The organism is Bradyrhizobium sp. Leaf396, assembly GCF_001424605.1.
Lineage (GTDB): Bacteria > Pseudomonadota > Alphaproteobacteria > Rhizobiales > Xanthobacteraceae > Bradyrhizobium > Bradyrhizobium japonicum_C.
Genome location: NZ_LMQJ01000001.1, coordinates 248,893 through 266,866, shown reverse-complemented (window position 1 = coordinate 266,866; position 17,974 = coordinate 248,893). Strand labels below are relative to the sequence as shown.

Annotated in this window: 13 protein-coding genes; 7 read left to right on the top strand and 6 right to left on the bottom strand. The window is 65.5% G+C overall.

The annotated features are described in order from the left end of the window. Positions 1 to 3: 3 nt before the first annotated feature. From ASG57_RS01325 to ASG57_RS01305, 4 genes are all read right to left on the bottom strand, one after another. Entirely contained in the window at positions 4 to 876 is an 873-nt protein-coding gene (locus tag ASG57_RS01325) for an NAD(P)-dependent oxidoreductase (RefSeq protein WP_057195564.1), read from the bottom strand. Between the two features lie 2 nt (positions 877 to 878). Beyond that, positions 879 to 2,010, bottom strand: a protein-coding gene (gene prfB / locus ASG57_RS01320) for a peptide chain release factor 2 (RefSeq protein WP_156402555.1) whose coding sequence is annotated in 2 segments (ribosomal slippage) — positions 879 to 1,940 and positions 1,942 to 2,010 — 1,131 coding nt in all. Because the reading frame shifts where the segments join, the coding sequence is not laid out codon by codon here. 108 nt (positions 2,011 to 2,118) lie between these two features. Next, positions 2,119 to 4,623 (bottom strand): penicillin-binding protein 1A, encoded by a 2,505-nt coding sequence (locus ASG57_RS01310; protein ID WP_024337888.1) that lies wholly within the window; start codon positions 4,621 to 4,623, stop codon positions 2,119 to 2,121. Positions 4,624 to 4,853: 230 nt separating this feature from the next. After that, positions 4,854 to 6,149, bottom strand: a complete 1,296-nt coding sequence (locus ASG57_RS01305) for an N-acetylmuramoyl-L-alanine amidase (RefSeq protein ID WP_057195562.1) — start codon at positions 6,147 to 6,149, stop codon at positions 4,854 to 4,856. A gap of 705 nt (positions 6,150 to 6,854) precedes the next feature. On the opposite strand from ASG57_RS01305, the gene ASG57_RS01300 reads away from it, so the two are divergent. Both ASG57_RS01300 and ASG57_RS01295 read left to right on the top strand, forming a co-directional pair. Next, entirely contained in the window at positions 6,855 to 10,013 is a 3,159-nt protein-coding gene (locus ASG57_RS01300) for an Rne/Rng family ribonuclease (protein WP_057195561.1), read from the top strand. 61 nt (positions 10,014 to 10,074) lie between these two features. Beyond that, positions 10,075 to 11,307 carry an NAD(P)/FAD-dependent oxidoreductase gene (locus ASG57_RS01295; RefSeq protein WP_057195560.1) on the top strand — a complete coding sequence of 411 codons (1,233 nt, stop codon included), beginning with the start codon at positions 10,075 to 10,077 and terminating at the stop codon, positions 11,305 to 11,307. Between the two features lie 77 nt (positions 11,308 to 11,384). Here ASG57_RS01295 and ASG57_RS01290 read toward each other — a convergent pair whose 3' ends face one another. Beyond that, positions 11,385 to 11,942, bottom strand: a complete 558-nt coding sequence (locus ASG57_RS01290) for a biotin transporter BioY (RefSeq protein WP_057195559.1) — start codon at positions 11,940 to 11,942, stop codon at positions 11,385 to 11,387. 93 nt (positions 11,943 to 12,035) lie between these two features. Further along, positions 12,036 to 13,223 carry a pyridoxal phosphate-dependent aminotransferase gene (locus tag ASG57_RS01285; protein WP_057195558.1) on the bottom strand — a complete coding sequence of 396 codons (1,188 nt, stop codon included), beginning with the start codon at positions 13,221 to 13,223 and terminating at the stop codon, positions 12,036 to 12,038. A 190-nt stretch (positions 13,224 to 13,413) separates the two neighbouring features. Between ASG57_RS01285 and ASG57_RS01280 the strand changes: the two genes are divergently transcribed. From ASG57_RS01280 to accB, 5 genes are all read left to right on the top strand, one after another. After that, positions 13,414 to 14,814 carry a M48 family metalloprotease gene (locus ASG57_RS01280; RefSeq protein WP_024337894.1) on the top strand — a complete coding sequence of 467 codons (1,401 nt, stop codon included), beginning with the start codon at positions 13,414 to 13,416 and terminating at the stop codon, positions 14,812 to 14,814. A 93-nt stretch (positions 14,815 to 14,907) separates the two neighbouring features. After that, positions 14,908 to 15,675 (top strand): DsbA family protein, encoded by a 768-nt coding sequence (locus ASG57_RS01275; RefSeq protein WP_057195557.1) that lies wholly within the window; start codon positions 14,908 to 14,910, stop codon positions 15,673 to 15,675. Positions 15,676 to 15,884: 209 nt separating this feature from the next. Continuing rightward, entirely contained in the window at positions 15,885 to 16,694 is an 810-nt protein-coding gene (locus tag ASG57_RS01270) for a DUF1236 domain-containing protein (RefSeq protein ID WP_057195556.1), read from the top strand. Between the two features lie 227 nt (positions 16,695 to 16,921). Then, positions 16,922 to 17,389 (top strand): type II 3-dehydroquinate dehydratase, encoded by a 468-nt coding sequence (gene aroQ, locus ASG57_RS01265; RefSeq protein ID WP_057195555.1) that lies wholly within the window; start codon positions 16,922 to 16,924, stop codon positions 17,387 to 17,389. 35 nt (positions 17,390 to 17,424) lie between these two features. Continuing rightward, positions 17,425 to 17,919 carry an acetyl-CoA carboxylase biotin carboxyl carrier protein gene (gene accB / locus ASG57_RS01260; RefSeq protein WP_024337898.1) on the top strand — a complete coding sequence of 165 codons (495 nt, stop codon included), beginning with the start codon at positions 17,425 to 17,427 and terminating at the stop codon, positions 17,917 to 17,919. Positions 17,920 to 17,974 lie beyond the last annotated feature (55 nt).

Genomic DNA, 17,974 nt, shown 5'->3' with positions numbered 1-17,974 from the left:
CCGCTACTTCCGCCGCGACACCAGCTCGATCATCCGCCCCTCATCGTCGTCAGGCATCGCCGCCTTCGCTTTCGCATAGGCCTCGACCGCCGCTCGTGCAACGATCGGCTTATCGGCGAGCAGGCTCTCCGCTAGCTTCACAGCGTAGGCGGCATCCTTGTGCCGCAGCGCTGCCGTGAAGGTCGCGCCGGAGAAATCGCGGGCGACCATGCGTTTGGAGTGACGCTGCACCTGGGGGCTTGCGGCAACGCCAGCCTGGATCGATTCCAGCACGAGGTTCATGTCGAGACCGGCCTGCTCGGCGATTGCGAGGCCTTCGGCGAGTCCGGCGATCTGGATAGCGCCCATCAGATTGTTGATGAGCTTGTAGACCGTGCCGGCACCGACCGGGCCGAAATGGCGGATGGTCGAGCCGATCGGTTCGAGATAGGGCCGCGCACGTTCGAGATCGGCTGCGTCGGCGCCGGCCAGGAGAGTCAACTTCCCGGCCGCGGCTGCATCCGGCAATCCGGTCACAGGGCAGTCGATGTAGATGAGCCCGCGCGCGTTCAGCTCGCGGCCCATCTCTCGCGCGTGGTCGTAGGAGACGGTGGAGCATTCGATCGCGATGGTGCCGGCCTTCGCGGTCTTGGCGGCGCCTTTCGGCCCGAGCCAGACCGCACGCGAGGCCTCGTCGTCGGCGACCATGGTCACGACCGCGTCGGCATCGATCGCGGCATCCTCCGGCGAGGTCGCCCAGTGCGCCCCGCGCGCGATCAGGTCTTCCGCCTTGGACTTGCTGCGATTCCACAGCGTCACCGTGAAGCCGGCATCGAGATAGCGGCCGGCCATGCCGTGACCCATTCGCCCCAATCCGATGAAGGCGACACGGGGCATGGCTAGTCCACGTCCTCGATCTCGCCGGTCGTGGTGCCGAACGCGCGCTGCGCCAGCGTCGCCGCCATGAACTCATCGAGATCGCCGCCGAGCACGCCCGCGGTGTCGGAGGTCTGCACGCCCGTGCGCAGATCCTTCACCATCTGGTACGGTTGCAGCACATAGGAGCGGATCTGGTGGCCCCAGCCGATGTCGGTCTTGGCAGCCTGGTCGGCGGCGGCCTTCTCCTCGCGCTTCTTCAGCTCGATCTCGTAGAGGCGCGCGCGCAGCATGTCCCAGGCCTGGGCCCGGTTCTTGTGCTGGGAACGGCCGGCCTGGCAGACCACGGCGACGCCCGTCGGGATATGCGTCAGCCGCACCGCGGATTCGGTCTTGTTGACGTGCTGGCCGCCGGCGCCGCCCGAGCGCATGGTGTCGACGCGCACGTCGGATTCCTTGATGTCGATCTTGATGCTGTCGTCGATGACGGGGAACACCTGCACGCTCGAGAACGAGGTGTGCCGCCGCGCGTTGGAATCGAACGGAGAGATTCGAACCAGACGATGGACGCCGGCTTCCGTCTTCAGCCAGCCATAGGCATTGTGGCCGGAGACCTGGATCGTCGCCGATTTGATGCCGGCCTCTTCGCCCTCGGACTCTTCGAGGAATTCGACCTTGAAACCGTGATTTTCCGCCCAGCGCGTGTACATGCGCAGCAGCATCTGCGCCCAATCCTGACTCTCGGTGCCGCCGGCGCCGGCATGGATCTCGAGATATGAATCGAAGCGATCGGCCTCGCCCGACAGCAGCGCCTCGAGCTCGCGCCGCGCGACCTCCTTCTTGAGGTTCTTCAGCGCAGCTTCGGCTTCGGCGACGACGCCCTCATCGCCCTCGGCCTCGCCGAGCTCGATCATGCCGATATCGTCTTCGAGCTCCTGCTCGACCTTGCCGATGCCGGACAGCGCATCCTCAAGCGAGGTGCGCTCCTGCATCAGCTTCTGGGCTTTCTGGGGATCGTTCCAGAGATTGGGGTCTTCCGCGAGCTTGTTCAGCTCAGCAAGGCGCGCCGTCGATTTCTCGACGTCAAAGATGCCTCCTCAGCAGCCCGACCGACTGCTTGATCTCTTCTACCAACCGTTCGATTTCGGCGCGCATGTTGTTCTCTGTCTTGCGGAATCCCGCGTGCAGTTCGAGAGGGGGATGTAGCGGCGGCGGCCGCAAAGCGCAACCGCCGGAACCGTGATCGTCGGCCTTATCCGCGGCCTACCACAGCCCGCCGGTGCCCGGCCGAATGAGGAAGCCGGAATCCGGCTGCTGCTGCTGCGAGAGCGGCATGCCGCGTCCGTCGGCGTCGGCAACGCCGATGACCGAATAATTGTCCGGCGGCGCCGTGCCGGGCTTGAAGGCTTCGAGGATGGTTCCGCCGGTCTCGCCGGGGCCGGCGCGCATGCCGGTCTTGGCGACGACGCGGACCAGCTTGATGCCAGCCGGCACCTTGAACGGGACCGCAGGCTTGTCGGCAAGCGCGAGCTTGAGGAAGTCACGCACGATCGGCGCAGCGAGATGGCCGCCGGTCGCCGCATTGCCCCTGCCGAGAGGGCGCGGCTTATCAAAGCCCATGTAGACTGCGACCGCGATGTCCGGCGAGAAGCCGACGAACCAGGCATCCTTCGCCTCGTTGGTGGTGCCGGTTTTGCCCGCGACCGGCTTGCCAACATCCTTGATCACGGTGGCCGTTCCAGCCTGCACCACGCCTTCCATCAGCTCGGTGATCTGATAGGCCGTCATGGGATCCAGCACCTGCTCACGGCGGTCGATCAACTGCGGCTCGGGCTGGTTCTTCCAACCGCCCGGCGCGTCGCAGCCGCGGCATTCGCGCTGGTCGTGCTTGAAGATGGTGTGGCCGTAGCGGTCCTGGATGCGGTCGATCAGGGTCGGCTTCACGCGGCGGCCGCCATTGGCGAGCATTGAGTATGCCGTGACCATGCGCATCGCGGTGGTCTCGCCGGCACCGAGCGCGTAGGAGAGATAGTTCGGCAGTTCGTCGTAGACGCCGAAGCGGCGGGCGTATTCGCCGATCAGCGGCATGCCGATGTCCTGCGCGAGGCGCACCGTCACCGTGTTGAGCGACTGCCGCAGCGCGTTGCGCAGCGTCACGGGACCCTGGAACTTGCCTGAGGAGAAATTTTCGGGCCGCCACACGCCGGCGCCCTGACCCTGGTCGATTTCGATGGGAGCATCGAGCACGACCGTCGAGGGCGTATAGCCGTTGTCGAGGGCGGCCGAATAGACGATCGGCTTGAACGACGAGCCCGGCTGCCGATAGGCCTGCGTGGCGCGATTGAACTGGCTCTGATCGAAGGAGAAGCCGCCGACCATCGCGAGCACGCGGCCGGTCCAGGGATCCATCGCCACCATGGCACCGGAGACTTCCGGGATTTGGCGGAGCCGGTACTGGCCCTCGACGGGGTGGCCGTCCTTGTAGAGCGGATCGGCATAGATCACGTCGCCGGGCTGGAGCACCTGCGACACCGCTGTTGGAGTCTTGCCCCTGGTGCCGCCTTGCAGGGGCCGTGCCCAGCGTACGCCGTCGACCGTGACGATTCCGGTCTCGCGCTGCTTGCTGACGGCGCCGCCGAGCTCGCGGCCAGGCTGGAAGCCGATCCGCGCCGACTGCTCGCTGGTCTCCAGGACCACCGCCATGCGCCATGGCGAGATGTCGGAGAGCGATTTGATCTCAGCGAGCCTCACGCCCCAGTCGCCCGAAATATCGAGCTTGCTGATGGCGCCGCGATAGCCCTGCTGCTCGTCATAGCTCACGAGGCCGGCCACCATGGTCTTGCGCGCCATGACCTGGATCTTCGGATCGAGCGTGGTGCGAACCGACAGACCGCCCTCGTACAGCTTCTTCTCGCCGTAGCGCTCGAAGATGTCGCGGCGGACTTCCTCGGCGAAATATTCGCCGGCGAAGGTGTGGGCGCCGTTGGAGCGGCTGGTGACCGCCAGCGGCTCCTTGCGCGCCTTGTCCGCGTCGGCCTGCTTGATCCAGCCGTTTTCAAGCAGACGGTCGACGACGTAATTGCGGCGCTCGATGGCGCGGTCGCGGTTGCGCACGGGATGCAGGGTGGCCGGCATCTTCGGCAGCGCGGCCAGGTAGGACGCTTCCGCCACCGTCAGCTCGTTCACCGACTTGTCGAAATAGACCAGCGAGGCGGCCGCGATGCCGTAAGCGCCGAGACCGAGATAGATCTCGTTCAGATACAGCTCGAGGATCTTGTCCTTCGAGTAGGTCTTCTCGATGCGCATCGCCAGCAAGGCTTCCTTGATCTTGCGGGTGAAGGAGACCTCGTTGGTGAGCAGGAAGTTCTTGGCGACCTGCTGGGTGATCGTGGAGGCACCCTGCGGACGGCGGTTGGAGCCGTAGTTCTGAATGTAAACCAGACCGGCGCGCGCCATGCCGGTGTAGTCGATGCCGCCATGCTCGTAGAAATTCTTGTCCTCGGCCGCGAGGAACGCGTTGATCACGAGCTTGGGCACGGCCTGGATCGGCAGGTACAGCCGCCGCTCCTTGGCGTATTCGCCGACCAGCGAGCCATCGACCGCGTGCACGCGGGTCATCACCGGCGGCTCGTAATCCTGAAGCTGAGAGTAGTCCGGCAAGTCCTTGGAGAAATGCCAGATCAGGCCTGCCACGGCCCCGACACCGACAAGGAACACCACCGTTCCCGCGGCGAACAGGAAGCCCATGAACCGCACCAGCAAGCGCATTATCTGTTTATCCGTTCAAACTCTGGATCAGCCCAGTACCAGCCCTTTGGCACCCCAAACAGGCGCCAACCTCACGTCGCGAATTCACCGGCTTTACGCAATCACATCGATGCCGGACTCAAGACGCTCGCCGAACGGGATTCTCGCCGATTCCGGAACCCTCTGCGGCGGTTTTATAAAGCGTCCGCTGTGGCCAAACTAGGGCCTTTGGGTCGGGAGGGAAAACCCTTTCAGTTCGAGGTGCCGGCCGTGGCCATCCGCTTGGTCAGGAACCCGTCGATCGCCTGGGCCATCGAGCCCACGGCGCGGGATCGCCATCCCTCGGAGACCAAGTGTTCCAGGTCCCCCTTGTTGGAGACATAGCCGATCTCGACCAGGACCGAGGGTACATCGGGCGCCTTGAGAACCCGGAAGCCTGCGGACTTCAAGGGATGCTTGTGCATCCGCACCGTCTGCTTCATTTCAGTCATCAAAAGGCGGGCGAAACGGTTTGAAAAAGTGCGGGTTTCCCGCTGCGTGAGGTCGATCAGGATGTCGGCGACGTCGGTCGGCTCTTCCGCGAGGTTGAAGCCGGCGATCGCATCGGCCCGATTCTCCGCATCCGCCAGCCGCTGGGCCTCGGCGTCGGATGCCTTGTCGGAGAGCGTATAGATCGTCGCGCCTTGCGCGTCGCCCTCCGTCCGCGGCAGCGCATCGGCGTGGATCGAGACGAACAGGGCCGCCTTCAGATTGCGGGCAATCTTGGTCCGGTCACCGAGCGGAATGAAGGTGTCGTCGTCCCGCGTCATGACCACGCGGTATTTTCCGGCCTTCTCCAGCTTGTCGCGCAGCGCCAGCCCGAAAGCCAGCACCAGGTTCTTCTCGCTCTCGCCGCTCGACTGTGTCCCGTTGTCGATGCCGCCGTGGCCGGGATCGATCACCACCACTGGACGGCCGTCGGCCTTCTGTTGCGGAGCATCCGGCGTCGGCGCGCTGGGAGCGGCGGCAGGCGGCGATTCCGCGATTGCGGGCCGCAGTTCAGGACGGCTTTCTGGCTGCGACGAGGAGGCAAAGGCGGTGCGATCAACCTCCTCCAGCTCGAGCACGAGCCGAGCCGGTTGGCCGTTGGCGGCCTCCACGACGTAAGAATTGGCGATCTTCGCGGGCCCGGTCAGGTCGAACACGATTCGCGAGCCGCCTGGCATCACGAGCCCGTAGCGGAAGGCCTTGACGAGCCCCCGTCCTCCGCTGCCGGTACCGGCTGGCAGCCGAAAATTGACTTGCGGCACATCCACCACCACCCGGTAGGGGTCGGCCAGCGTGACCGCGCGGAAGGTGACGGCCTGGTCGATGTCGAGGATGAAGCGCGTGTGCTTGCCGTCGCCGGCCAGCCGGGCGGCCGACGCGACCGGAAAATTCGCTGCTGCGTGAGCGGGTTGCTGCTGGCTTTCCGCAGCAACGAGGCGCGAGGAATCAGCACACGGCAATGCCGCGATGCACAGCAACACGCCTCCCAGCAAAATCCGTCGATTTGTGCGGCTCGCCACCGATTCCGTGCCTCCGAGCAGCCCTCTTAACGCAATAGAACCACAGGGTTAATCGCTCCTTAATGACGGACGCGCGAAACTCGCTGAGTGTGACCGCCGTGCGACGCTCCCTTGCACGGCTGGCTCATTCCTCGTATGTACGGAATGCTGACGGCCGATATTTCCGGTTGTGTCGCATTCAGCCTCCCGGTGCAGCGCCGGAACTCTCAAGGTTTGGGAATTCCAGCGTTTTCCGTTTCCCTCCAGACCAGCGCGGTGCGCGGCAGCGAGGTGGAGCGGGGTCAAGCGCCGGCGGTAGAACGGTCCCGCGTTACCACTCATGTACCGGGATGGTTCTGACAGCGACGTAACCCATTACCCGGTCCCTTGATCCCAAGGGAGCGGTTCGTGATCCCCAAGGCGAGCGCGCTCGCGCCGTGCCTGGCCAGCAGCAACTGATTGAAGGGCGGCCTCACCGTCCAGTGTTTCATACGGGCCGACGCTTGATGCGCCAGACTGTGCCGACGAAATCTGAAGGACCATTCGCAACGCTGCGGAGTGACAATGCCGCGCGTCGCATTGGTCCTGAAGCTTCCGGTTCGGCACGGCGCGAGAGACGGCGTTTCGGCCTTCCCCTCACCCCCGAATCAGGTGGACCGTCGCGTCACCCGGCGGCGCGATACGCGCCCACGGTTTATCGCGCCCGCCGCCGCCAAGAGTTAAGACATGCCCAACAAGATGTTGATCGATGCCACCCACCCGGAAGAGACCCGGGTCGTCGTGGTCCGCGGCAATCGCGTCGAAGAGTTTGATTTCGAGACCGCGCAACGCAAGCAACTGCGCGGGAACATCTACCTCGCCAAGGTCACAAGGGTCGAACCCTCGCTCCAGGCCGCCTTCGTCGAATATGGCGGCAACCGCCACGGCTTCCTCGCCTTCAGCGAAATCCATCCTGACTACTACCAGATCCCGGTCGCCGACCGGCAGGCGCTGATCGAGGCCGAGGAACAGGCCCATCGGGAGGCGGAGGAAGAAAGCGAGAATCGGTCGCACGGCCGCCGCCGTTCACGCCACCGCAACGCCCGCCGCCGCGGTCATGGCGAACGCGTGCGCAGCGACATCGTCGAAGGCCTCGATGCCGGCGCCGATCCCGTGGCCCAGCGCGTGGAGGGCGAGCCCCCGCATGGCGAGGGCACGCCGCACGAGGGCGAGCATCTGCATGCCGACGCGGAGCATCACGGCGAGCACGACGCCCATCATGAACATGATCACGACAATCATCATCATGATGACGAGCACCACCACGGCGACGTTGGCAATGGCCACGAGCACGATCATCACGACCATGACCATGCCGATGAGACGCCCGCGCCTGTCGCGGCCGTCGGCGCCGAACCGGTGCTTGCGACCGAAGCCGTTGCCGAGCCCCAGGAATCTCACGCCTTCGAAGCTCATGTCTCCGAGACACCAGCTTCCGAGGCACCCACGGAGGCCCTGGCGGAAGCGGTAACGTCAGCCGCGGAGCCGGCCGATGCCGTCTACGCCGCCGGCGAGAGCACTGAAGCGTCGCAGGCCGAAGCCGCGGAAGCAGCCGGCGATGATGATGATGACGACGACGATGATGATGAAGAGGACGAGGACGGCGAGGAAGCCGAAGAGGAAGTCGTCGAATCCGTCGGCGGGGACGACGTGCTGGAGGAAGTGCCGGAGCGCACCTTCCGTCCGCGCCGTCAGTACAAGATCCAGGAAGTGATCAAGCGCCGGCAGGTCATGCTGGTGCAGGTCGTCAAGGAAGAACGCGGCAACAAGGGCGCCGCGCTCACGACTTACCTCTCGCTCGCCGGCCGCTACGCCGTCCTGATGCCGAACACCGCCCGCGGCGGCGGCATCAGCCGCAAGATCACCAGCGCGCAAGACCGTTCGCGCCTGAAGGAAGTGGTGCAGGATCTCGACGTGCCCGAGGGCATGGGCATCATCCTGCGCACGGCAGGCGCCTCCCGCACCAAGCCCGAGATCAAGCGCGACTTCGAATACCTCATCCGCATGTGGGAAACGGTGCGCGATCTCACGCTGAAGTCGCAGGCCCCGACCCTCGTCTATGAGGAAGGCTCGCTGATCAAGCGCTCGCTGCGCGATCTCTACAACAAGGAGATCGACGAGATTCAGGTTGCCGGCGAAGCTGGCTACCGCGAGGCGCGCGATTTCATGAAGATGCTGATGCCCGCCAATGTCGGCGCGGTGAAGCAGTATCGCGACGGTCAGCCGCTGTTCTCGCGCATGGGCGTCGAGAGCCAGCTCGATGCGATGTTCTCGCCGACCGTGCAATTGCGCTCCGGCGGCTACATCGTGATCAACCAGACCGAAGCGCTGGTCTCCATCGACGTCAACTCGGGTCGCTCGACCCGCGAGCACCACATCGAAGACACCGCGCTCAAGACCAACCTGGAGGCGGCCGAAGAGGTCGCCCGCCAGCTTCGCTTGCGCGACCTCGCCGGCCTGATCGTCATCGACTTCATCGACATGGACGAGAAGCGCAACAACCGCGCGGTGGAGCGCAAGCTGTCCGATTGCCTCAGGCAGGATCGCGCGCGAATCCAGGTCGGCCGTATCTCGCATTTCGGCCTGCTCGAGATGTCGCGCCAGCGCATCCGTGCCAGCGTGCTGGAGAGCTCGACCGATCCATGCCCGCATTGCGGCGGCACCGGCCATGTGCGCTCGGTGTCCTCGGTGGCACTGCAGCTGCTGCGCGGCCTCGAAGAGATCCTGATGAAAGGCGCGACCCACAATCTCGTGGTCCGCACCCGCACCGACGTGGCGCTCTATGTGCTCAACCACAAGCGCGGCCATCTGCGCGACCTCGAGAACGGGTTCAAGGTCACGCTCTCTGTCATCGCCGATCCCGGCGTCAGCGGCCCACAGGCTTATGTGATCGACCGCGGTGAGCAGGTCCATACGCTCGAAGCCGCCAAGGCCCTGCTTGCTGCGCAGGCCGCCGCGAGCCCGCCGCCACAGGCCGAAGAAGCCTATGACGACGAAGATGGCTTCGACATCGAGACTGAATCCGAGGTCGAAACCGACGAGACCGAGGGTCTTGCCGACGAGCAGGCGGCCGGCGAGTCCGCCTCCGAGCAGGACGGCCAGCGCCGCAAGCGCCGTCGCCGCCGGCGCGGCCGCGGTGGCCAGCGCGAGGGCGAGTTGCGCGAGGATACGGCCCCGACGCTGCCCGAGCCTGCGATGATCGCCGGCGAAGCCGAGGACGAGACCGAGGCCGAGCAGGACGGCGAGGAGGGCGAGGAACAGGCCGCCCGCGGCGAGCAGCAGGGCAGCGATCGCAGGCGCCGGCGCGGTCGCCGCGGCGGACGTCGCCGTCGCGGTGGCGGCGAGGAAGGCCTTGCCGGCTCCATCAACGACGAACTCGGCACCGGCCAGCCTTCGGAAGCTGCCGACGCGGTCGCCGATTTTGACGGCTTCTCCAGGGAAGCTGCGCCCTCTATCGCGCAGGTCGAGCACGCCCAAGCCGAGCACGGTCAAGCCGAGCACATCGCGGAGCAAACCGCTGAGCCGCAAATCGCGCAGCCTGAGCCGCACCTCGAGGCGCAGATCGAGGTGGCCGCGAAGCCGGAGCCGGAGCCGGCTCCTGCTGCCGCGACGGCAGAAGAGCCGGCCGACGACAAGGCCACGCGCCGACGTTCGACGGTCCGGGAAAAGGTGAGCTTCCTGTCGAACGGCCGGAGCGAGCCGACAGCGCCGGTTGCGCAGGCAGCCGAGCAGGTCGCTCCGCCCGCACCGGCGGCCGAACCCGCGCCGCAAGCCGCAAGCGAAACCCCCGCGGCCCCGCGCCGCGCCGGCTGGTGGTCGCGCCGCTTCGGCGGTGGCGGCGAATAGGAAGCGAAATCGAGATCAAACCGCCCGGCCAAACCGGGCGGTTTTTGGTTGGTGAGGTCAAATGAACAGTGCAATCGTTCTCGGCGGCGGCATGATCGGCGTGAGCGCGGCACTGCATCTGCAGCAGCGCGGCTGGGCCGTCACGCTGGTCGATCGCAGGGAGCCGGGCCGCGAGACCAGCTACGGCAACGCGGGGATGATCCAGGCGGAAGCGGTGCGCCCCTATCCGATGCCGCGCGACTTCGCTTCACTGTTGAAGATCGCGACCGGCCGCACCAACGACGTGCGCTACAGCCTCTCCTCACTCCACCTCCACGTCGAGCCCCTGCTCCGCTACTGGTGGCATTCGGCGCCGAAGCGGCATCGCGAGGCGATCGAGGCGTGGGCACGGCTGATCGCCTATGCGACGGCCGAGCACGACGTCTTGATCCGCGAGGCGCACGCCGACAACCTCATCCGCCGCGCCGGCTACCGCGCGTTGTTTCGCGACTCCGCGTCATTGAATCTCGCGCTCAAGGCTGCGGAGGAAGATCAGCGCGAATTCGGCGTGAACTTTCGCGTGCTGTCCGGCAGCGAGCTTGCCAGGGCCGAGCCGATTTTGCGCGACGATCTTCCTGGAGCGATCCATTGGCTCGACACCTGGACCGTTTCCGATCCCGGCGCGCTGGTCACGGCCTATGCCGAGTTGTTCGAGCGGCTCGGCGGCAGGGTCGTGCTCGGTGATGCACGCTCGCTGCAACAGACCGCGACCGGCTGGTCAGTCGACACCGACCAGGGGCGCATCGATGCTCCCCACGCGGTCGTGACGCTCGGGCCGTGGTCGCCCGACCTCCTCCACAAATTCGGCTATCGCATTCCGCTGGTGCGCAAGCGCGGCTACCACATGCATTACAGCGGCGGCGCCTCGCTCGACCTGCCGCTCATCGACAAGACTGGCGGCTATGCCATGGGTCCGATGGCCAAAGGCATTCGCATCACCACGGGTGCGGAATTGACCGGCGCGGACGCGCTGGCGACACCGGTGCAGCTCGCCAGCGCCGAAGCCTCCGCGCGCGAGCTGATCGACCTCGGCAAGCGGGTCGAACCGGATCCATGGTTCGGGACGAGGCCCTGCACGCCCGACATGCTCCCCGTGCTCGGCCGCGCTCCGCGTCACCCAGGCCTCTGGATGAACTTCGGCCATGGCCACCAAGGCTTTACGCTGGGACCCGCGACCGGACGCCTGCTGGCGGAGATCATGAATGGCGAGACGCCGGCCGTCGATCCCACGCCGTACCGGCCCGAGCGCTTCTAGCCCTCACAAGAAAGCTGATCGAGGATCTCGATCAGCCCTTTTGCTTCATCGTCCGCCAGTGTGGTTGTAGCGCGTCTTTACCCGCGGCGCTCGACGATCCGGCGCGCTGCCGGCAGCAACGCCGCGCCCAGCGCATTCTTGACGAGCGAGGCCGCAATGAACGGCACGATGCCGACCTGCCAGGCTTTCGCGGCGCCGAGGCTGAGGCCAAAAGCCAGCCAGCCGAAGCCGGCGGCCAGAATGGCGACATGGCCAACCGCCATCGCGGCAAACAGCAGCAACACGCTGCGATCCCAGCCGCGCTCGGCGAGCCAGCCGGTCACGAATGCAGCCAGCACGAAGCCGAACAGATAGCCCGCTGTCGGGCCGACCAGCGGCGCAATCCCGCCCACCGGCCCGGCGAACACCGGCAGGCCGAGCGCCCCCTCGGCGAGGTAGGCAATCATGGTTGCACTGCCGAGGCGCCAGCCATAGGCGGCCCCGATCATCAGCACCACCAGAGTCTGCAACGTCATCGGCACATAAGGCAGCGGCAGATTCACCTTGGCGGACAGCGCCATCAACGCCGTGCCGAGCGCGACCAGCACGATGGCGCGCAGCGCGCCGACGGATTCGCCTGGCCGGGTCGGCCACATCAAGGCGGCGAGAGGGGAATGTGGCGCAGCGGCGGATGGGACGGAACGGTCTGACAAGCTGAACTCCGGAAGGGTGAAGAAAAACTGTCGCAGTCATTTAAGCCAATCAGCAATCCGGTCAACTGCCTCACGCATCTCCCCTGGCGAGCGCGCATAGGAGAAACGAATGAACGAGCGGCCGTGAACGGGATCGAAATCGACTCCGGGCGTTGCCGCAACGCGTGCCTGCTCCAGCATCTGCTTTGCGAACGCGAAACTGTCCGAGGTGAAATCCGAAACGTCGGCATAGAGATAGAATGCACCATCGGCGGGCAAGAACTTGCTGAGACCTGCCTTCGGCAGACCCTCGCTCAGAATGCGCCGGTTTTCCTGATAGCCGTGCTTGATCGCCTCCATCTCGGCCGCGCCGTCGAAGGCGGCCTCTGCCGCGATCTGCGACAGCGCCGGCACCGAGATCGAGAGGTTCTGTTGGAGTCGCTCGATCGGCCGCACCAGAATCTCGGGCACGACCATCCAGCCGACGCGCCAGCCAGTCATGCAAAAATACTTGGAGAACGAGTTGATCACGATTGCGTGCTCGGTCAGCGCCGCCGCCGTGACGGCTGGAAACGCATAGTCGAGCCCGTGATAGATCTCATCCGAGACGAAGCGGATGCCGGCATCTTCCGCCGCCGCGATGAGGCCGGCGAGCGCTTCGCGTGACATCATCGTGCCGGTTGGATTGGCGGGACTGCCCACCAGCACGCCCTTCAGCGGCGCCTTGCGATGCGCCGCGAGCAGCGCCTCGCCTGTGAGCGCGTGGCGCGTCTCGTTCGTGGTTTCGATCAAGACCGGCTCGCAGCCGAGCGCGGTGAGGATGTGACGGTACGGGGGATAGCCCGGCACGGTCACGGCGACGCGATCGCCGGGCTCGAACATCGAAAGGAAAGCCAAAATGAAGCCGCCGGAGGAGCCAGTGGTCACGACGATCCGCTCGGCGCTGAGATCACAGCCATAGGTGTCGCGATAAAGCCGCGCGATGCGCTCGCGCAAGGATGGGATACCGAGCGCGGAGGTATAATCGATCCGTCCCGCCTCGAGCGCGGCATGGGCGGCCGCGATCGCGGTGCTCGGCGCGCCGGCCGCGGGCTGGCCGACCTCCATGTGAATCACATGGCCGCCGGCGGCCTCGATTCGGGCCGCCGCGGCCATGACGTCCATCACCATAAAGGGGGGAACATCACTGCGGCGGGAGGGCTCGAGCCATTGCCCCAACCGGTTCCTCAATGTCGCGTCGTGCATCGATTTCTGCTATTCGCTGGCGAACCGACCGTCCGGTCCGAAAAACGGGGCGCTTGCGCCCCAGACTGGCCGCATTGTACGGCTCATAAAGGGCACGGCTTACAAGGGCATATCGCGTATCCGGTCCGCCGCCAATCGCCAAACCAATCACGCAACTGCTTGACCAAGACCGTTTGACCAAGACCGCTTGATGTTGCTCCAGATCGCATTGCGCCGGAAGGCCTCCGCCCTCACCGCCCTCGTGACGGCCGCCGCCATCGCGCTGACGCCATTCTCGTCTGCGCGGGCGCGGGCCAAGGGACCGCCGGTCCTGCGCGACACAGAGACCGAGCAGTTGCTTCGCGAATATACGCGCCCGATCCTCCGCGTCGCGGGTCTGGAGAAGCAGAACATCCAGATGGTGATCATCAACGACAGCTCGTTCAACGCGTTCGTCGCGGACGGCCGCCGCATATTCGTCAATTGGGGCGCGATCCTGCAGTCGGAGACGCCGAACCAGATCATCGGCGTGCTCGCGCACGAGACCGGCCATCTGGCCGGTGGCCATCTCTCCAAGCTGCGCGAGCAGCTCGCCGCCGCCCAGACCCAGATGATCATCGCGATGCTGCTGGGTGCCGGTGCCATCGCAGCCGGCAGCGCGCAGCGCAGCGGCGCCGGCAACAATGGGCTCGCCAATGCCGGCGCGGCCGCCATTGCAGCTCCGCAGGAGATGATCCGCCGCACGCTGTTGTCCTACCAGCGCCAGCAGGAGGAGAACGCCGACCGCGCCGGCGTGAAATTCCTCACGGCGACCCAGCAATCGCCGAGGGGCATGTACGAGACGTTCAAGCGCTTCACCAGCGAGAGCCTGTTCGCGGCCCGCGGCGCCGATCCCTATCTCCAGTCGCATCCGATGCCGGCCGAGCGCGTCGCCGCGCTTCAGGAGCTCGCCAGCTCCAGCCCGTACTGGACCAAGAAGGACGATCCCGCGCTGCAGCTCCGGCACGACATGGTCCGCGCCAAGATTTCCGCCTTCATGGAGCGGCCGGAGACGGTGTATCGCCGCTATCCGCAGACCAACGACAGCCTGCCGGCGCGCTATGCCCGTGCGATCAGCACCTATCTGCACGGGGATCTGCGCAGCGCCCTCGCTCAGATCGACGCACTGATCCAGGTGCAGCCGAACAACCCCTACTTCTACGAGGTGCGCGGCCAGGCACTTCTGGAGAGCGGCAAGCCGGCCGAGGCCATCGCTCCCCTGCGCAAGGCGGCGCAGCTTTCGAACAATGCCCCCCTCATCGAGATGTTACTTGGGCAGGCTCTGGTTGGAACCGATAATAGGGCCTACACCGACGATGCCGTCCGGATTCTCCGTGCCGCGGTCGCACGAGAGCCAGAGGCGGCGCTCGGCTATACCCAGCTCGCGATGGCCTATGGCCGGAAGGGAGACTATGCCGAGGCGGATCTCGCCTCCGCCCAGGCCGCTTACCTGCGCGGCGACAACAAGACTGCCCGCGAGCTTGCTACGCGCGCGAAAACCCGTTTCGCCGTCGGCACGCCCGGATGGGTCAAGGCCGACGACATCGTGGCGGCAAAGCCGCCGCGCAACTGACGTAACGTAACCGACGCCCCTACACGACGTCACGACATCGAGCTTGAGTTCGCGACGTTTTATCGACACCTGCTTTGGATAGAGGATTTGCCCATGCTTTCGCTGCGCCTGCTTGCTCCCGCGCTGTTCGCGCTCGCCATGTTCGGCGCATCCGCCCCTGCGTCGGCCGACAGCTTCTCCGATGCGCAGCGCACCGACATCGAGAAGATCGTCAAGAACTATCTCGTCAGCCATCCCGAGGTGCTGGAGGAGGCCATGGCCGAGCTCAGCAAGCGCCAAACAGCGGCCGAGACGCGGAAGCACGAGGCCAGCATCGCGCAGAACGCGGACGCGATCTTCAACTCGCCGCGCCAGGTCGTACTCGGCAACAAGGACGGCGACGTCACGTTCGTCGAGTTCTTCGATTACAATTGCGGCTACTGCAAGCGCGCCATGGGCGACATGCTCGACATCATGAAGAGCGACCCGAAGCTGAAGGTCGTGCTGAAGGAGTTTCCGGTGCTGAGCCAGGGTTCGGTCGAAGCGGCCCAGGTTGGGGTCGCCGTGCGCATGCAGGATCCCACGGGCAAGAAGTATCTCGACTTCCACCAGAGGCTGCTGAACGGCCGCGGTGCCGCGGACAAGGCGCGCGCGATCCAGGCGGCCAAGGAAGCCGGCCTCGACACCGCGAGAATCGAGAAGGATATCGCCAGCCCCGAGGTCCGCGCCACCATCGAGGAGAACTTCAAGCTCGCCGAAGCGATGGGCATGAACGGCACGCCGAGCTACGTGATCGGCAAGCAGATCGTAATCGGCGCCGTCGGTGTCGAAGCCCTCAAGGAAAAGATCAGCATCGCACGCTGCGGAAAGGCGACTTGCTGATCGCACGTTGTAGGATTACCGAGAACATCGAGGGCCGGCAGAAAAGCCGGCCTTTTTCTTTCGCCGAAGGCTGGCCGCTTCGTGCAAAGTCATTCATCTGGCGTTCAACAAACAAATGCCGCGGAACAGCCGAAGTTCCGGAACAACTCAAATCTCCTTTCGTTGTCGGCGCGGGCAATGACGCGAATGAACACGTGAGGAGAATTTCGATGTTGAACCGCTTTATGATCTCGGTTGCCGCGGCCGCACTCGTTGCGGGCACCGGCCTGGCGAATGCACAGGGCACCATGGGCCGCGACAGCGGTGGCGGCGCCGGCGGCGCACAGATGCAGCAGTCGCAGCCCTCCGGCGGCGGCGCCGATCGCGGCGGCTCGATGGGCCGCGACTCCATGAGCCACGACAAGGGGACTGTCGGCCAGTCCGGCGGCTCCGACACCATGAAGTCCGGTCGGGCTTCGGAGGACAAGTCCGGCGCGACGAACAAGAACGCGGCCGACGACAAGTCGGGCACCAAGGGCCAGCGCACCGACGACCGTGCACAGGGCCAGACGGACAAGTCGCAGCAGGACAAGTCCAAGAGCATGAGCCAGGACACCAGCAAGTCCGGCAGCAAGGACCAGAAGGACATGAAGGCTGAGGGCAGCAAGAGCGGCGCCTCGACCAACAACGCCGAGACCCGCCAGGGCACCGGTGCGAGCACCAACCAGAATGCGCAGGGTCAGGGCTCGTCCTCGACGACGGTCGGCCAGGCCGGCGCCGCTGCCAAGCTCTCGACCGAGCAGCGGACCCAGATCACCTCGGTCATCCGCGAGCAGCGCGTCGCTCCGGTGACGAACGTGAACTTCTCGATCTCGGTCGGCACCCGCATTCCGCGGGAGGGCATCACCCTTCACTCCCTGCCGTCCCGGGTCGTGACGATCTATCCGGAGTGGCGGAGCTACAAGTACGTCCTGGTCCGGGAAGAGATCGTGATCATCAATCCGGATACCTACGAGATCGTGGCCGTCCTGAACGTCTAAGGGCGCATACCGGCAGCCTCAGGGGGCGGGCAGCAATGCCCGCCCCCTTTTCGTTCGGCCGACATCCACGTTTTCGACTGGTTAACAAGCAATTTCCGTGGCTTCCGCACAAGTTTTTGCACACCGGATGAGGCGCCTGATCCCTCCCCTGAGGCCCTTCAAGGCTTCCCCTCACGCGCTTTGTTACCTATAACCCGCCACGCCGAAGCACCTCCGCCGGGATTGGAATGGCCGAACCTGCAACCGACACGATCCTCGTCCTGAACGGGCCGAACCTCAACATGCTGGGGACGCGCGAGCCCGAAAAATACGGCCATGCGACACTGGCGGACGTCGAGGCGCTGTGCCGGGACGCGGCGGCGAGCTTCGGTCTCAAGGCCGACTGCCGGCAGTCCAACCGCGAAGGCGAGCTGATCGACTTCATCCACGAGGCGCACCGGCGCAAGATGAAGGGCATCATCATCAATGCCGGCGGCTATTCACACACCTCGATCGCACTGCACGATGCGCTGCTCGCGGTGCAGATTCCGGCGGTCGAGGTGCATGTGACCAACATCCACGCCCGCGAGAGCTTTCGTCACCATTCCTACACCGCGCGCGCGGCCTTCGCGTCGCTGTGCGGTTTCGGCATCGAAGGCTACCGCCTCGCCATCCAGGGCCTTGCCGCCAAGCTCGGCATCAGGCCCAACGCCTGACGCCCCCTTCCAACAGAACATTCGGATCAAACAACATGGCGCGCCAGCCAGACGACAAAGCAGCCGCAAAGTTTTCCAGCGAGGATTCCGCGCTCGTCCGCGAGCTGGCCCTGCTGCTCGATGAGACAAGCCTGACCGAGATCGAGATCGAACGGGCGGGCCTGCGCCTGCGCGTCGCGCGCAACATCAGCGTTGCCGCGACCATGCCGATGCCGATGGCACCCGCTCCCGCCGCCGTTCCGGTGGCAGCAAGCGCCGCCGCGTCCGCCCCAGCCGCCTCCGATCTGTCGAAGCATCCCGGCGCCGTGACTTCGCCGATGGTCGGCACCGCCTATTGGGCGCCGGAGCCGGGCGCAAAACCGTTCATCGATGTCGGCACCAAGGTCTCTGTCGGCCAGACGCTGCTGATCATCGAAGCCATGAAGACCATGAACCAGATCCCCTCGCCACGCGCCGGCACGGTGACGCAGATCCTGGTCGAGGACGGCCAGCCGGTCGAGTACGGCGAGCCGCTGGTGATTATTGAGTGACGCGAATGGGGAATAGCGAATAGCGAATGGCGTCAGCCTTCCCTACTCGCCATTC

Coding starts and splice junctions, on each gene's coding strand:
- ASG57_RS01325 (WP_057195564.1), bottom strand. CDS start 876: ATGCCCCGTGTCGCCTTCATCGGATTGGGGCGAATGGGTCACGGCATG.
- ASG57_RS01310 (WP_024337888.1), bottom strand. CDS start 4,623: ATGCGCTTGCTGGTGCGGTTCATGGGCTTCCTGTTCGCCGCGGGAACG.
- ASG57_RS01300 (WP_057195561.1), top strand. CDS start 6,855: ATGCCCAACAAGATGTTGATCGATGCCACCCACCCGGAAGAGACCCGG.
- ASG57_RS01295 (WP_057195560.1), top strand. CDS start 10,075: ATGAACAGTGCAATCGTTCTCGGCGGCGGCATGATCGGCGTGAGCGCG.
- ASG57_RS01290 (WP_057195559.1), bottom strand. CDS start 11,942: ATGTGGCCGACCCGGCCAGGCGAATCCGTCGGCGCGCTGCGCGCCATC.
- ASG57_RS01285 (WP_057195558.1), bottom strand. CDS start 13,223: ATGCACGACGCGACATTGAGGAACCGGTTGGGGCAATGGCTCGAGCCC.
- ASG57_RS01280 (WP_024337894.1), top strand. CDS start 13,414: ATGTTGCTCCAGATCGCATTGCGCCGGAAGGCCTCCGCCCTCACCGCC.
- ASG57_RS01275 (WP_057195557.1), top strand. CDS start 14,908: ATGCTTTCGCTGCGCCTGCTTGCTCCCGCGCTGTTCGCGCTCGCCATG.
- ASG57_RS01270 (WP_057195556.1), top strand. CDS start 15,885: ATGTTGAACCGCTTTATGATCTCGGTTGCCGCGGCCGCACTCGTTGCG.
- aroQ (WP_057195555.1), top strand. CDS start 16,922: ATGGCCGAACCTGCAACCGACACGATCCTCGTCCTGAACGGGCCGAAC.
- accB (WP_024337898.1), top strand. CDS start 17,425: ATGGCGCGCCAGCCAGACGACAAAGCAGCCGCAAAGTTTTCCAGCGAG.